The 15534-nt window shown below is 64.1% G+C and carries 12 protein-coding genes; 7 read left to right on the forward strand and 5 right to left on the reverse strand.

Features of this window, described 5'->3' with window-relative positions:
• Positions 1-18 precede the first annotated feature (18 nt).
• The 4 genes from J4G38_RS29225 (at position 19) to J4G38_RS19425 (ending at position 3513) form a co-directional block, all read left to right on the forward strand.
• The gene (locus J4G38_RS29225; RefSeq protein ID WP_226163232.1) at positions 19-177 is read left to right on the forward strand and encodes a transposase; all 159 of its coding nucleotides are present in this window, start codon (positions 19-21) and stop codon (positions 175-177) included.
• Between the two features lie 108 nt (positions 178-285).
• A complete protein-coding gene (locus tag J4G38_RS19415; RefSeq protein ID WP_210520598.1) occupies positions 286-1014 on the forward strand; it encodes a L,D-transpeptidase family protein in 729 nt (242 codons plus the stop codon).
• A gap of 45 nt (positions 1015-1059) precedes the next feature.
• Positions 1060-2307: a glycosyltransferase family 87 protein gene (locus J4G38_RS19420; protein WP_210520597.1), complete on the forward strand. Its 1248-nt coding sequence runs from the start codon at positions 1060-1062 to the stop codon at positions 2305-2307.
• 102 nt (positions 2308-2409) lie between these two features.
• Positions 2410-3513, forward strand: coding sequence for a hypothetical protein (locus tag J4G38_RS19425; RefSeq protein ID WP_210520596.1), 1104 nt, complete (start codon positions 2410-2412; stop codon positions 3511-3513).
• 130 nt (positions 3514-3643) lie between these two features.
• Here the strand turns inward: J4G38_RS19425 and J4G38_RS19430 are convergent, their stop codons facing one another.
• Positions 3644-5068 carry a DUF5723 family protein gene (locus J4G38_RS19430; protein ID WP_210520595.1) on the reverse strand — a complete coding sequence of 475 codons (1425 nt, stop codon included), beginning with the start codon at positions 5066-5068 and terminating at the stop codon, positions 3644-3646.
• A gap of 211 nt (positions 5069-5279) precedes the next feature.
• Here J4G38_RS19430 and meaB point away from each other — a divergent pair, with 211 nt between their 5' ends.
• From meaB to J4G38_RS19445, 3 genes are all read left to right on the forward strand, one after another.
• Positions 5280-6260, forward strand: coding sequence for a methylmalonyl Co-A mutase-associated GTPase MeaB (gene meaB, locus J4G38_RS19435; protein WP_210520593.1), 981 nt, complete (start codon positions 5280-5282; stop codon positions 6258-6260).
• 510 nt (positions 6261-6770) lie between these two features.
• Positions 6771-7319, forward strand: coding sequence for a GNAT family N-acetyltransferase (locus J4G38_RS19440; protein WP_210520590.1), 549 nt, complete (start codon positions 6771-6773; stop codon positions 7317-7319).
• An 80-nt stretch (positions 7320-7399) separates the two neighbouring features.
• Positions 7400-7750, forward strand: coding sequence for a VOC family protein (locus tag J4G38_RS19445; protein ID WP_210520588.1), 351 nt, complete (start codon positions 7400-7402; stop codon positions 7748-7750).
• A gap of 13 nt (positions 7751-7763) precedes the next feature.
• On the opposite strand, the gene J4G38_RS19450 is transcribed toward J4G38_RS19445, so the two are convergent.
• The 4 genes from J4G38_RS19450 to J4G38_RS19465 form a co-directional block, all read right to left on the reverse strand.
• Positions 7764-10373 (reverse strand): DUF5916 domain-containing protein, encoded by a 2610-nt coding sequence (locus tag J4G38_RS19450; RefSeq protein WP_210520586.1) that lies wholly within the window; start codon positions 10371-10373, stop codon positions 7764-7766.
• Positions 10374-10518: 145 nt separating this feature from the next.
• Positions 10519-12012: a serine hydrolase gene (locus J4G38_RS19455; protein ID WP_210520583.1), complete on the reverse strand. Its 1494-nt coding sequence runs from the start codon at positions 12010-12012 to the stop codon at positions 10519-10521.
• Positions 12013-12190: 178 nt separating this feature from the next.
• Positions 12191-15082, reverse strand: coding sequence for a M56 family metallopeptidase (locus tag J4G38_RS19460; RefSeq protein ID WP_210520581.1), 2892 nt, complete (start codon positions 15080-15082; stop codon positions 12191-12193).
• Positions 15069-15494: a BlaI/MecI/CopY family transcriptional regulator gene (locus J4G38_RS19465; RefSeq protein ID WP_210520579.1), complete on the reverse strand. Its 426-nt coding sequence runs from the start codon at positions 15492-15494 to the stop codon at positions 15069-15071. The genes J4G38_RS19460 and J4G38_RS19465 overlap by 14 nt, the downstream gene beginning before the upstream one ends.
• Positions 15495-15534 lie beyond the last annotated feature (40 nt).

The raw sequence follows: 15534 nt of genomic DNA on the forward strand, positions 1-15534 counted from the left end.
AAAAAAAATCGGACGCAAGTGATTGAGCACAACGAAGAAGTCTACAAAAATCGTAACCAAATCGAACGCTGCTTCAACCGCCTCAAGCGGTTTCGGGGCCTCGCTTCACGCTACGAAAAGAACGCCAGCACCTTTCTGGCAATGGTCACCCTCGGAGCCATCCTGATGTGGCTTTAATTGTTTACACGTCCTAAAATAGAAGTACCTGAATGCCGTTGTGGGCGCATTCCTCCTCAATTACGGTTCTGGTTTATGCTGCGTCGTTTGTCGTGCTGCGTGTTGTTGATGTTACCCGTTTTTCAGCTGCTGGCCCAGTCCTGCACCACGCCCGCCGACAGCCTGGCCGGCGCCAACCCGGCCGATTTCTGGCAGCAGCAGCTGCGGTTTCCGCGGGTGCGGGCGGCGCAGGCTGCCACCGGGCCAGCCGTGGCCAGCCGCCTCCGCACCCACTACCTCGACCCCAAGCGGCTGGAAATTTTCATTCGAATGATTAAGACCAACCGGGAATTGGAGGTCTGGGCCCGCAACCGGGGCGCGGGGCCGTTCGAGTTGCTCCACGCCTACCCGCTGGCGGCTACGTCGGGTGGCCTGGGGCCCAAGCGCCGGGCCGGCGACTACCAGGTGCCCGAGGGTTTCTACGAAATCGACCGCTTCAACCCCAGCAGTAATTTCCACCTCTCGCTGGGTCTCAACTACCCCAACGCCGCCGACCGCGCCCTGGGCGAGGCCAACCCCGGCGGCGATATTTTCATCCACGGCGGCGCAGTCACCGTCGGCTGCATGCCCATCACCGATGCGGGCATTGAGGAAGTGTACCTGCTGGCCGTGACGGCGCGGGCGGCCGGGCAGGCGGCCATTCCGGTGCATATTTTCCCGTTTCCGATGACGGAGGCTGAATTTGCGAAGCACCGCAACAGCCCGCACGTGGCGTTTTGGCGGGGCTTGCTGCCGGGCTACGCCTACTTCGAGCAGCACCACGAGGTGGCTGCTGCGGCCTTGCTGGCCCTGAAGTAGCCGCACGGGTTTTCGCTTCGCGGGCCGGCGGCCTAACTTGCCGCCGTGCCGCGTTTCCTCCTGCTTTTTCTGGCCCTCGTGGCCCTGTTCAACCTCAGCCGCGTGCTGCGCGAACCCCGGCCCGATGCGGACCGGCCCATGGATTTCCGCACCTGCTACGTGGGCCAGGCCGTGCTGCGCCAGGGTCAGAACCCGTATGACGACGCCACGCTGAAAACCGGCTGGCAGCGCATCGTTCAGCACGAACACCTCCGCAGCCGCACCCAGCCGGGCCTGCCCAACCTGCCGTTTCTGTACCCGCCGTGGGCGGCGGCGCTGTTCGGCCTCACGGTGGGCCGCATGCCGTATGCGCTGGCATGGCCGCTGTGGTACGGCCTGGCGCTGCTGAGCCTGGGGTTATTGGGCTGGCTCTGGACCAAAGTCCTGCCGCAGGAAAAGGCGCTGAGTGTACCGTGGTGGCAGTTTTTGGTAGCCGCGCTGGCGCTCAAAGGCACTGTGCCGGCCCTGCTCACGGGCCAGCCTACGTTTGCGGCGCTGGCGCTGGGTGTGGGGGCACTGGCAGTTAGCCGCCGCTTCGAAGGCAGACTTGGTGGCCAATTGCTGGCCGGCCTGCTGCTGGGGCTGGCCGCTTTCAAAGTGACGCTGCTGCTGCCTTTTGCCGCGTGGTTTATCTGGAAAAAGCAGTGGCTGCCGCTGGCTGTGGCCGCCACCGTAGTGGCGCTGCTTAGCGCGGTGGCGTGGGCCTGGGCCGAGTTTCCCCAGGAGCTGTTGCCCACTTACCAGCACTTGCTGGCGCAGGTGCGCACTCAATCCTTCAACCCTGCCGACCCCGATTATCCCCTCACGCAAGGCATGACGCTCCGCCTGGAGCTGGGCAACGTGCTGGAGTGGCTGCGGCCCGGCAGCAGCGCCTGGCACGCACCCTCGCACGCGGCGCTGTGGCTGGCCGCCGGCGGGCGACTGCTGCGGCTGCGTCGGGCAGGCCAGCCGCTGGCCGACGGGTACGTTTTCCTGGTTATCGGCACGCTCACACTGCTTACCACCTACCATCTGTATTACGATGCAGTGCTGCTGTTGCCGCTGCTGATTTACGGGTTGCGGCTGCCGCAGCGGCGGCAATGGCTGCTCCTGGCCCTGCTGCTCCCGCTGCTGTTGCCGCTCAACGGCATCGCGCTGGCGCTGGGCAATCCGGCGGCGCTGCACGGGCTGTATTTCCTGATGCCGCTTTCGCTGCTGGGGGTGCTGCTGCTGCTGCTGGCCCGGCCGGTGCGGCGGGAATCAGCCGTTATTTAACACCCCGAAACACTACGTAAAAACGGCATAGCGCCGTTTGAAAAGGCACCACCCGGCACCATTTTTTCGTTAAGCCGCCATTACCAACCGCTTCAATTGCCCATGAAACGCCTTCTTCTTGCTTTGCTCCCGCTGCTGCTCAGCGTAGCGACCCGCGCCCAGCGCCCCACCGACATCTGGTATTTCGGCCAGCAGGCGGGCCTGACTTTTGCCGACGGCAACGTGCCCAAGCCGCTGAGCGACGGCAAGATGAGCACCTACGAGGGCTGCGCCGTGGCTACCACTTCCAAGGGCGAGCTGCTGTTCTACACCAACGGCGAAACCGTGTGGAACCGCAAGCACCAGCCCATGCCCAACGGCCACAAGCTAATGGGGAGCGGCAGCAGCACCCAGTCGGCCCTCATCGTGCCCGACCCCGGCTCGGGCAATGTCTTTTACATTTTCACGGTGGCCCCGCAGGGCACGCCCAACGGCCTGCGCTACTCGGTGGTGGACATGACCCGCGACGACGGTTTCGGCGACCTGCCCCGCGTGAACCTGCTGCTTATTCAACCGGTGGCCGAAAAGCTGGCCGCCGTGCGCCACGCCAACGGCCGCGACACCTGGGTGGTGGCCCACCGCTGGAACTCCAACGCCTTCGTGAGCTACCTCGTCACGGCCGATGGCGTATCGGCCAAGCCGCTGATGAGCAACGTGGGCAGCATGAACGCCGGCCCCGGCCGCAACGCCATTGGCGCGCTCAAGTTTTCGCCCGATGGCCAGCACCTCGCCGCCGCTCTCTGGCGCGAAACCAACAAGTTTGAAATCTATGATTTCGACCGCACTACCGGCAAGGTGAGCAACCCGCGCAGTTTCGGGCCCTACGCCGAGGCCTACGGCGTAGAGTTTTCGCCCGACGGCACCAAAGTCTACGGCACCTGCAACGGCGTGGGCGGCGGCCAAACCGAAATCTGGCAGTTCGACCTCAAAACCAAGGCCAAAACCCTGGTCGGCAAGTCGGCCAACCGCAAAATCGGGGCCCTCCAGCGCGGGCCCGACGGCCGCATCTACGTGGCCCGTGAGGATAACCCCAACCTCGGCGTAATTGAGGCGCCGAATGCCCTGGGCAAGGATTGCAAGTACGTGGACGAGGGCCTGAAGCTGGGCGGGCGCCACAGCAAGCTGGGCCTGCCCGCGTTTGTGGTGGTGCCGAACGAAGGCCGCTAGGAACGACCAAACCAGAACGTCATGCTGAGCGGAGCCGAAGCATCTCTACCGCAATGGTAAAATGAATTACTTGCGCAGTAGAGATGCTTCGGCTCCGCTCAGCATGACGTTCTTTTAGTGCCTTTCTTGCCTATTCACCACCAATCTTAAACCGCAGGAAACCCAGTGCCAGCGAGTAGTACGGCGATTTTTCGCCGAAATAACCCGTCACGTCGCGGCTGCTGATGCCGGCTTCCCACACCTTGCTCACCAGCGTAACGCCCAGCGGCAGGCTGGTGCCGTAGCCCGAGCCGCCCGTGACGCCGCTGCTCAGCCGCAGCCAATGCACGGGCTTGTAATCGACGCCTACGCCCACGAACGTGGAGGTGAGGTTGCCGGCCACTTTGTTGAGGGGCACGGTCACATCGAGGCCGGCCTCGAACAATTCGCTGAGCCGGAAGCCGCCGCCCAGGCGCATTTTGGCGGGCAGGGAGGCACTGCGCTCCTGCGCCGGCGAGTACGTGAACAGGCTCTTGCTGTCGGTGTCGAACTCGTTGATGATGCCCTTGATGACGTTGTAGCTGTCGAGCCCCGTGGCATTGGTGTACTTCAGCTTTTGGTCGGTAGCGGTGAGCACGTTGCCGGTCCAGGTCATGCTGCCCATGTCGACCACCGACACGCCCAGGCGGACGGATTTGCCCACTTCGGCGGCCAGGCCCAGGTCGAAGCCGTTGCCGTGGCCCACACTCTGCAGGCCGGAGCCGGTTTCCAGGTTAAAGTTCGCCCCGCTGCCAATGGTGCCGTAGTTCACCTTGAACAGCGGCGAAAGGGCGTTGTAGGCGTACAGGCTGCCGCCTTCAATGCGTACGTCGGCGATGCCCAGTCCCTGAATGTAGCGGTAGCCCGCCCCGGCCGACAGCTTGAAACCGGTCATATCCAGCACTTGCACACCGTAGGAAATGTTGTACTCGCTGGTCCAGGCCATCTGGATATTGGTGCCGTCGAGGGCCGCCGATAGCAACGGGGCGTTGGGGTTGATGGTGGTCGGGTCGGGATTGCCGGAGGCCGGGTAATACTGCCGGATGACGGCCGCGTTCTGCCCGTTTACGATGATGTCGGCGGCGTTCTGGTTCAGCCCCAGGTGCACGCCCATGCGGTGGCGGTTGCTGACGGCAAGGCTGCCCAAGCCGCTGGGCAGCGACACGGCCAGCGCGAAGGTGGTCACGTCGGCGTTGGCGTTGAGGGTGTTGGTGCTGGTCAGCGATTTCACCAGGTCGGCGCGCTCGGCGGCCGGAATGGTCTGGTCGGTGTCAAAAAGCAGGTGCTTGAACAGCGTTTTGCTGAGCGACTGCGAGGCCACGCCCACGCCCGTTTCCAGCACCGTGAACGACACTTTGGCCTGGCCCACCCGGCCGAGGTTGGCGGGGTTGATGCCAATGGCCTGGTAGTCCTGCGCGAATGTGTTGATGACCCCGCCGCGCCCGGTGGCGGTGAAGTTGCTGAGCTCGTTTTGGGCAAATGCCGTGGCCGGCAGGGCCAGCCCGGCGGCCAGTAAAAGAGAATAAGGTGCTTTCATGCAGAGCGCGGTGAAGGGTGAATTGGTGAGGAATTGAGAGGGGGTGAGGGATGGTGCGGGGGTGGCAAGCAAAGAACTCCGGCCCGGCCGGCCGCGCCAGCCGCAGTCGCCCAGCGCCCGGGTAGCGTCGACCAATACCGCCCGGCAATGGCAATGATTACCGAAACGCCCGTTCTTTGCCTCCGCAAGCTAACGCCTACCCACCAAACTATTGCCTCCCAAACGCCTTTCCGCCGCCGAATACGCCACCGGCATCCTGGCCGGCTCCCGCACGGTGCTGGGCCGCGCCATCACGCTGGTCGAAAGCACCCTGCCCGCCGACCAGGCCCTGGCGCAGGCGGTGCTGCAGGCGGTGCTGCCCCACACCGGCCGCAGCCTGCGGGTGGGCATCACGGGCGTGCCGGGGGTGGGCAAAAGCACGTTTATTGAAGCGTTGGGCCGGTTTTTGGTCGAAACCAAGGGCCTGAAGCTGGCCGTGCTGGCCGTGGACCCCAGCAGCCAGCGCGGCGGCGGCAGCATTCTGGGCGACAAAACCCGGATGCCCTGGCTGGCCGCCCAGCCCGCCGCGTTCATCCGGCCTTCCCCGGCCGGCAACAGCCTCGGCGGGGTGGCCCGCGCCACGCGGGAAGCATTATTATTATGTGAAGCGGCCGGCCACGACGTCATTTTTGTGGAAACCGTGGGCGTCGGGCAGTCCGAAACCACCGTGCACGGCATGGTCGATTTCTTCCTGCTGCTGCTGCTGGCCGGGGCCGGCGACGAGCTCCAGGGCCTCAAGCGCGGCATCATGGAAATGGCCGACGCCCTGTGCATCACCAAAGCCGACCACGGCAACGAGCAGGCCGCCCGCCGCGCCCGCCTCGACTACCAGAGCGCGCTGCACCTGTTTCCGCCCGCGCCCTCGGGCCAGGTGCAGCCGGTACTGCTGACTTCGGCGGTGGACGGCACGGGCCTGGCGCAGGTGTGGGAAGTCATCGAGACCTACGCCGCCGCCACCCGGCAGAGTGGCTACTTTGCGCAGCGGCGGCAGGAGCAGCAGCTGCAATGGCTGCACCAAAGCATTGCCCAGGCCCTGGAAACCCGCTTTTACGCCGATGCCGCCGTGCGTGAGCGGCTGCCCACCGTGCGAGCCGCCGTGGCGGCGGGCCGGCTCACGCCCTTCGCCGCCGCCGGGGAGCTGCTGCGGCTCTGAACACCTGCTAGCGTGGGCCGACGAGGCCAGCCCGACGCGATGGGTGACGATTTCGCGCACGGCAATGTGGCGGTAGCGAACAATACCGGCAGGTGTCCGCAACTGTGGCGGCCATGCCTCCGGCACGCGCCATACCTTTCGCCCCATTTGCCGCTTACTTCCCGTTTTGTCCCCTCCTATTTCCGCAGCATGGCTCACCGTTTATTTCTGATTACCGTTTTGCTGGCCTCGCGCTGGCTGTGGCCGAGTGGCGCAGTGGCGTAGCTCATCATGAACACCAGCCAGGCCGCCTGGGTGAAACCCACGTTCAGCAGTAACGTGCCCGTGCTGGGCAAACGCCCTACTGTTGCCATTTACGCCACCGTGAAGGACTAGCAAGCCGCCCCCTTTTAAGCTTTTCCGGAGCGTTGCAGCCGCAGAAACCCGAGCAGTAACGGACGCTTGTGCTTCTTTTGAAGATGGCCAGGGGCTTTGTATTTTCGTTCGCCTGGCTTTTCCGGCTTCCGTTTCATGTTCACGGCCCTGCATTCGGACTCAATTACCCTGCACCTCATCAACGAGGACAACCTGGCGGAGGTGTTTGCTCTGTTTCAGGGCTTCCCCGACTCGCGGGAAATGCTGGAGGAGCTGTTTCGAAATTACCTGCCCCGGTACGAAAACGGGCGGCGGACCAACTTCGGGTTCTACTCCATACTGGGCTCCGAGCTGGCCGGCATGACTGCCCTCACGGTGGACAGCTGGGACGAGCGGTACGCTTCCACGGGGGCCGATATTTTCCGGCACATGCGCGGCCGGGGCGTGACGCCGCGCAGCAAGCCGCACCTGTTTTACCTGGCCTTCGAGCTGCTGGGCCTGAACCGGGTGGCCACGGGCTGCCGGCTGTCGAACCTGTCGTCGAAGCGCTCGATTGAGAAAACGGCCGGCTTTCAGTTCGAGGGCATCATGCGCGAGTCGGGCCGGAACGAGCAGGGCGAGTTTGAGGACGAGTACCTGTACGCTATTTTGCGGCGCGACTGGCTGCGGCTCTACGACAAGGCGCGGGTGACGGTGCTGGAGTAGCCAAGGCTGCTTACGCGCTGCGTTGGCCCATTTCGGGCACGTTCCGGCCGGCTATTTTCATCATTCAATTCAACCCCACCATGCAGCTGAACCACCTGAACCTTGCCGTGGCTGATGTGCTGCAAACCCAGCAGCTGTTCGAGAAGTACTTCGGGTTCCAACGCGTGGCGCCCGGCAGCCCGGCGCTGGCCATTTTGCAGGATGCAAACGGCCTGACGCTCACGCTCAGCAATTTCAACAAAGCCACCGAAGTGGCGTACCCCGAAGACTTCCACCTCGGCTTCCGGCAAGAAACCGAAGCGCAGGTCAACGAAATCTACCAGCGCCTGCGCGATGACGGATTTGCGGTGGACGCGCCCCGGAAATTCCACGGTTCCTGGACGTTTTACTGGCGCGAGCCGGGCGGCCTGCTCATCGAAGTGCTGAGCTGAGCCGCATAATTGGCTAGCTGCGCCGGGGGCGCAGGGCCAGGTAGTCGAGGTAGTAGAGCACTTTTATCGACACGTTGTTATTGTGCGGCGTGTTGATGGTGTTGCTCAGGTTTTCGAAATAGAGCGGAGTGGCGGCGTTGGCCTCGAAGAAGGACGCGCCGGCGTTTTTCCAGACGATGCTGACCTGCGAGCCGGGCGCGAACCACCAGGAGTACACGGCGTCGATGTTGAAGGCGTTGAAGGTGTTGTCGCGGTTGCGGGTGTAGGTGGGCTCGGGGGTTTCGACGCCGTCGGGGTGCAGGCGGGAAAAGTCCTTGTAGTGCACGTTGCTCACGTAGTGCCGCAGCCGGATGTTGAACGACATGCGGTTGGTGAAGGTGTAGGTGGCCGTGGCGGTGTTGGTGAAGGTGGTGACGTTGCGGCGGCCCAGGAGCACGTCGCCGGTATCGCCGCCGAAGCGGGCCAGCACCAGCGCATCCGTCGAGTCGGAACCGTCGAGGCCGCCGGCGTAGCCAATCTGGTTCAGGGCCACCGCGTAGCCGATGGAATACACGAAGCTGAGATGGTTGCTGGCCCGGTAGCGCGGCCCCAGGGTGAGGGAGTAGCTGTTGCGGTTGCGGCGCGCGCCGTCGTCGGCGAAGAAACGGCCGGAGTAGTTGAGGTCGTAGGCGAATTTCTTGCGGTAATCGGACGACACGAAGCCGTTCAGGCCGAAGGTGGCCGGCCGGCGCACGAAGTACTTGCCGAGCGGGGCGCGGCGCGGGTCGAAGTAGTCGCGGGTGAGCGGAGAGGCGTCGAGGTTAATGCCGGTGGTGAGGAAATTCCTGGTAAAAGTGGTGTTGCCGCCCGCGTAGAGGCCCATGTCCTGGTAGAGGCCGGGGCGCTCCAGCCGCGAATACGACGCGCTGGCGTAGGTGATGAGCTTGTTGACTTTCCAGAACGGCTTGTAGATGTTGTAGCTCGCGTTGATGGATTGCGAGATGTTGTTATTGGCGAAGAGCAGGCCCAAATCGTTGGGGTTGTAGCTGTGCGACTCGATGCCGTGGTCGACGTTCCAGGTGAAGTTGCCCGAGATTTTGCCGAAATTCAGGTAATACTTGTAGCCGTCCTGGTCCGAGATTTCGTCGGTCGAGTTGAAGGCCCGGCCGCGCCGGTTGGAGTACACCACGCGGCCGTCGAGGGCGTAGGAGTTCTTCTTGTTGGCGAAGCGGAACAGGCCGCCGGTCACGTTGGCGTCGTAGGTCTGGCCGGCGCGCGTCACGTTGGTATTGATGAGGCTGACGTAGGAATTGTTCTTCAGGCTCTGGTCGAGCACCACGATGTTGTAGTTGCTCAGCGGCTGGGTCAGCACGTCGCGGCGGGCGCCGGTGGTGCTGTCCTGCACGGTGGCGTACACGTCGTTGCTCACCGCGTTGAAGATGCCCACGCCCAGGCCGCTGCTGGTGCGGCCCGATACTTTGGTGGCGTTCAGCAGGCGCGTGACGCCGGGGTTCTGCACGATGTATTCGCCGCGGTGCAGGCTGCCGTCGTCGGCGCGGTGCGCGGTGCGGAGCTGGTCGCTCACGCCGCCGAAGCCCAGCGGCTGGGCCCCCACGCGGCGCGAATAGAACAGGCCGCCCTTGTTGAACAGCTCGGTGCCTTCGGTGAAAAACCCCCGGTTTTCGTTGTACTGCACCTCAAACGGCGAAAGGTTGAGCACCTGGTTGTCGCTCTGCACCTGCCCGAAATCGGGCACCAGCGTGGCATCCAGCGTGAAGCTTTCGTTGATGCCCCACTTCACGTCGGCCCCGCCGTTGAAGCTGGTGGTGGTGTTTTGCTTGCCCTGCTCGTGGTAGGGGTAATGGTTGGCGTAGGCCGACACGTAGGGCGTGAGCGAGAGGCGCAGCGGCGGCTGCAAATCCTTGAGGCCGGTGAGCTGGCCCCACTGCGTCACGAAGCCGGAAACCTGGGGCTTCACCTCGTTCCAGAAAAACTTCTGCCGCGAGCTTCGCCGCTGCCGGCCAAAATTCAGGCCCCACATCTGCTCCTTGGCCTTGCTGAAGCGGATAGCGGAGTAAGGAATGCGCATTTCGGCCACCCAATCGGTGCCGCGCAGGGCGGTGCGGCTTTCCCACACGGCGTTCCAGCTGCCGTCCTCGCCGTTGGCCGGCGACTGGCGCAAATCGACCTGCACGCCGCCCGAAGTGATGATGAATTCGTAGCCGTTGAGGTGGTCGTTGTAGGTATCGAAAAACACCCCGAACCAGTCCGAATTACCGATGTTGTCCCGGTCGCTCAGCTCGCGCAGAATGGAGTCCTGCGACACATCGTGCATGATGGCGCCCACGTAAATCGCGGCGTCATCGTAGAGCACGCGCACTTCGGTGGGGTACTTTTCGGGGCGGCCCGGCGTGGGCTCCAGCTCGTAGAATTTGGAAGCGATGGGGGCCGTCTGCCACACGGCTTCGTCGAGCGCGCCGTCGAGCTTGGGTGGGGTGCTGATGCGCGTGGCCTGGAGCTGGCGCTTGGGTGCGGGCTTGGCGGCATCGGTGGCAGCCAGGGTGGTGGAGGCCGGCGGCGTCTGGCCCCGGGCAACGCCCGCCAGCACCACTAAACAAAAGAAAATCAGCAGATAAATACGCATATACCTCCCCAAAAAAGAATTGCTTTTGGGTAGGCCAACAGATGCAGACCTTGCCCTTACCGTTGCTTGCGCCAGCCAGATTTTCGGATTAATAAATAGCTATGGCCTGGCAGTAAATTGGTTGCACCTGGCATCGCCCTGGCAATTATTTCAGCAGCTGCTCCAGAATCCGCTTCCCGTTTTGGTTGTCGGGGTTGAGTTCCACCGATTTTTGGTACATGGCAGTGGCCTGTTCTGGCTGGCCGCTTTTCACCAGCGCTTCGCCGTAGCTGTCGTAGGCATTCCAGCTTCTCGGGTAGAGCTCCAGGGTGAGTTTGAACACGGCCAGCGCCTCCTTCAACTGCCGGTTGGCCATCATCCGGTACGCCCAGTCGTTGAGGTCAACTTCCGAAGGCGCGAAGGATTTATCCTTCTTTTTCAACTCCTTAAACACGGCACTGGCCTGGTCGAAACCCCGCTTTTGCAGCTGCATGCGCAGGGCGGTAATGGGGTCGGACGCGGGGATTTCGGGGTTAAAATACCCGGCCGCTTCGTCGATAAAATCCTCGGGGTAAGCCCCGGCCAGATTGGTCAGCACGACCACCGCCAAATCATCCTGCGGGTACACGAAAAAAGCCGAGCGCCCGCCCCCGGTGGCAATCACCGCCCGGTGCCGGGCCCTGGGCTTGGCAACCCAGCCCAGGGCCCATTGCGTGGGCGTGCCGTTGTTGTAGGTGCCGGCCGTCCAGAGCGTATTCAGGGCCGTTTTGGTGCTCAGCAGCCGGCCTTGCTGCAAGGCGATGAGCCAGTGGGCCACGTCCTCGGCGGTGCTGTTCAGGCCCGAGGCGGTGCGGCGGGAGGGCGGAAATTCGGCGTAGGAATTGGTCAGCTTGCCTTCGCTGAATTTTTGCCCGTCGAGGCTGGTTTCGTACTTGTAGGTCGGGGCCAGGTGCGGAATCACCTCGCGGGAATCCGCAAACACGGTGCGGGGCATGGCCGCCACCCGAAATTGCCGCTCGCTGAACACCTGGGCAAACGGCTGGCCGCTGAGCTTATCAATGATTTTGCCCAGCAGCAGGTAGTTGGTTTGGTTGTAGCTGAACTGCTCGCCGGTCACAAAATCCATGGGCAGCGCCTGCACTTTGGCCCAGGCGGCGGCTTCGCTGCCCAGCCCGGCCAGCCCGCCGGTGCCCGGGCTCAGTACCCGCAACACATCGGGCAGCCCCGAAACGTGCGTGAGCAGCTGCCGGATGGTGACGGGCTGCCAGGCCGCCGGCAGTCCGTCGAGGTAGCGGGATACCGGCGCTGTTAACGCCACTTTGCCGGCTTCCACTAGCTGCATCACGGCAACGCCGGTAAAAGCCTTGGTGCAGGAATTGATGGCAAAAATGCTCTGGTTGGTGACCGGAATGGAGTCCTGCAGATTAGCCCAGCCGTAGGATTGCAGCAGCGCCACGCGGCCGTGCTGCACCACCGCCACCTGCAGGCCGGGAATGCGCCGCTCCTGCATCACGCGGCGCAGCATGGTTTCCAGGCCGGCCGCCGGCAAAGGAGCGGCCGTAGTGGCAGCCGGCGCCACCGGCTGCTGGCCGTGCGCCAGCAAACCGGCCAGCAGGCACAGGGCCACGGCAGCGCCCCGGCTGATTTTCTTTCCAGTCATGTTTTTTGATTTTTAACGGGTAGTCGCGGCCCTCAGCAATGGCAGCAAAACGGCACGGCGGGCCCTGGCACCAAGGTAACCCGGGTGACTGCAGTAGCTACGCGGGTTGCAGGTGGTGCCGGGGCCCGTCGCTGCATGCGGGCGAAAAAATGCCCTGGCAAGGCCGCCGGGGCTTCCCCTATTCGTCCGACGAAATGGTCACGTTGTACTTGTTGCCATTTTCGTTGCCCGTGAGCTTGCGGTATTTCTCCGCCAGCTTATCCGACTGCTTTTTGCCGTTCACGGTCAGCCCCGAATTGTTCAGCTGCAGCTGAAAGCTCTTGTCGTCCGAGCCAATCAGGCCGTCTTTGCGCAGCTCGTTGCGCAGCGTCTCCGTGTCGACACGCGGCGGCTTGGGCGGTGCGGGCGGCGCCATTGGGGCCATGGGCGCCAGGGGCGGCAGCGGGGCACGTGGCACGCGCGGCGGCCGGGGCGGGCGCGGCAGGTCGGAGCTGTTGCTTGTGCTGGTGTTTGTGTCGCTGTTGCGGGTTATCACCATGGCTCCTTTGGGGCCCATTTTGCGGCCGGGGTGGGTGCTTGCGTACAGCTTCAGGTATTTCTGAAATACCGGCTGGGACTGCTCCTTGCCGTTTATCGTCAGGCTGCTGCCCGTGAGCCGGAGCTGGAAGTTCTCCTTGTTCTTAATCAGGCCGTCTTTCGCCAGCTGGTCCACCAGGGCGTCGTCCTCCTGGTCGCGGCGGCGGTCAGCGCGCTCCTGCTCCCGGTCGGACTGCTCGCGTTTGTGGTCGGCGCGCTCCCGGTCACGGTCGTCCTGTTCCCGGTCGCGGTCGGCCTGGCTTTGCTCCAGGTCCTGCTGCTCCTGCTGGCGGTCGCGCAGCTCAGCCTCCCGGTCGCGCATTTCCTCGTTTAGCTTGCTGAATTGCTCGTCCATCGTCCGGTTATCGGCCCCGTTCAAGCGCAGGCGCTTCATCGAGGAGGCACTTTCCAGCTGCTTCCGCGCAGCCTGCACTTTCTCCAGCTCCCGGCTGATGCGCTTGCGCTGCTCGGCACCGAGGGATTTCACGGCCCCGGCTTCGCGCAGGGCGCGCTCGGCGGCGTGCAGGGCATCGCGCTGGGCGTCCAGGCTCGGGCCATTGCCGGGGTTCTGCATCCGGAAATTCCGGTTAAAATTCCCGTTGAAACCGCCGTTGAAGCTCTTGTTGAACTGCTCGGCATACAGTTTTTCGGCATACCGTTTCTCGGCCAGCTGCTTTTGCGGCTGCGGAAACTGGAACTGGTAATTGAAGCTCCGCTCCATATCGCGCTCTACTTTCCGCTCAAATTGGCGCTGGTCGCCGGCATCTTTCCGGAACACAAAGGCCCTCGCCTCGGGAAAGTCCTGTGGCATTACCTGGATGATTTGGACCTGCTGGCCCTTGCCGTCCTGGCCTTTGTCTTTGATTTTGAGCTTGCCCTGGCCAGTTTCGGTGTCCACGCGCTGGCCGTTCACCACGAGGTCGGTGAGGCGGCCTTTCTTATCCTTTGTGATAACCACCGTGCCCGGCTGGCCGGGGAAAGGGCGCGGGCCATACTCGAAACCGTTCTGGCTGGCGCGGCGGTTGCGGCGGTTGCGGCCCGGCGGGTCCTGGCCCGGCTGGTCATCGGCGGGCGGCTGCGGAGCGTCCGCGCCCGGTCCGTGCTGCGTCACCGTCGTTTCGGAGCGCACGTTGCCGGACTGGTCCGGCGCTGGTGGGGCCGGCGCGGTGGTTGTAGTCGTCGTAGTGCTACTGGTGCCGGTCACCCGTTTGGTGGTGTCGGCAGAGCTGGCCGACTTGGGAGTCGGGGTCGTTTGAGCCGGGCCCGTCTGCCAGTCAAATGCCGTGGGCTTCTTCTCCGGCGTAGTCGGCTGCGCTAAGGGCCCGGCCAGGGCCACGCTGCTGCCCAGCAGGCCCAGCCCGCCCAGCACCAGCGCGCCAGCCATAATCCCCTCGGCCAGCGTGGGCGCGGCCGGGCGGCGCTGCACCAGGCGGCGCACCCGGTTCAGCAGCGCCCCGCGCCCGCCGATGGCGGCCAGGGCCAGGCGTGGCGCGGTGGGCACCACGGCGCTCTGGCTCCACTCGGCCAGGGCGGTGAGGGCGCGGGCCAGCCGGAGCGGGTCGCCGCCCACGAGGGCCGTGGCGGTGTCGTCGCAGCAATTTTCGCGCTCGGCACGCACACAATTGGCCATAAACCACACCGCCGGATGGTAGAAGAACAGCACCTCGGCCACCGTTTGCAGCAGGTTCACGAGGTAGTCGCGGCGCAATACGTGGGCCAGCTCGTGGGCCAGAACAGCTTCCAGATAAGCGGGCGAAAGCCCCGCCACCGTGCCCAAAGGCAGTAAAATCACGGGCCGAAGGTGGCCCACCACCAGCGGCACCTGCACCAGCGCCGATTCCAGCAGCGCCACCGGCCGGCGTATTCCGCTACGAGCCGCCAGGGCCGCCAGCCGCTCCTGCCACACGGCCGGCAGCGGGCGCACCCGGTAGCGCCGCAGCCGCTGCACATACAGCAGGCCGCCCAGCATGCGCAGGCTCATGGCCAGCAGGCCCAGCAGCCAGGCCACCACCAGCAGCGGCAGGTGGTTGTCGAAATACCGCAGGCCGGTTTGCAAAGCCTGGCTGAGGGGTTGAGGAGTTGAATGCGCCTCCAACCGACGCCCGGCCACTACCGCCACCGGGCCGCTTTTCACATTTGCTTCGGTGGTTACTTGCCCAATAGGGCCAGCGGCGGCCGAAACATTGGCCACAGGCTTTCCAGCCGGCTTCAGTGGCAGCACCCGAGTGCCTTGCAAGGTGCCGGGGCGCAACATTCCCCCGTTGCCCGCACCGGCATTAAAATACAGCCCAAACGTGATGCCGGCCAGCGCCACCACCATGCCCAGCGCCCCGGCCGAAGCCACGTAGCGCACCTCCGCCCGCTGCCGACGCAGCAGCAGCAAGGCACCCGCCAGCACGGCGGCTACCAGCGCCCCCTGCCACAGCGAGTGCAGCAGCGTCCACCCAAGGGCCCGCGTCAGCGCGGGCGAAACGAAGTTCTCAAGCGTGCTCATCGTCGTCGGAAGTAGCGGTGGAGTTTTGGATTTCAATGTCGTTGAGCAGGCGGCGGATTTGCGCCAGCTCGTCGGCCGAAGTCTGGCGGCTGCCCAGGGCCTGCATCACCAGCTTCAGGGCCGAGCCGCCGAAGGTGGCGTCCACGAACTTGTTGAGGAGCAGCCCCTGGGTTTCCTGCTCACGCACCGCGGCCCGGTACACGTGGCTGCGGTCGGCATCGTCGCGCCGCACCAGGGCCTTTTCCAGCATCAGCTGCAAAATCTTGAGCGTGGTGGTGTAGCCCACTTCCGCCTGGCGGCGCTGGCTCAGGTTGTCGTTGATGGCCCGCACGGTGGCGGGCCCGTGCTGCCAGAGCACGTGCAGGATTTCCAGTTCGGAATCCGTAGGTTTGGGGGGCGGGGCCTTGCTCATACTGAAAGATACGAGGTTACTACGAATTATTTCGTAGGAT

This window comes from Hymenobacter terricola (assembly GCF_017921975.2).
Classification (GTDB): Bacteria; Bacteroidota; Bacteroidia; order Cytophagales; family Hymenobacteraceae; genus Hymenobacter; species Hymenobacter terricola.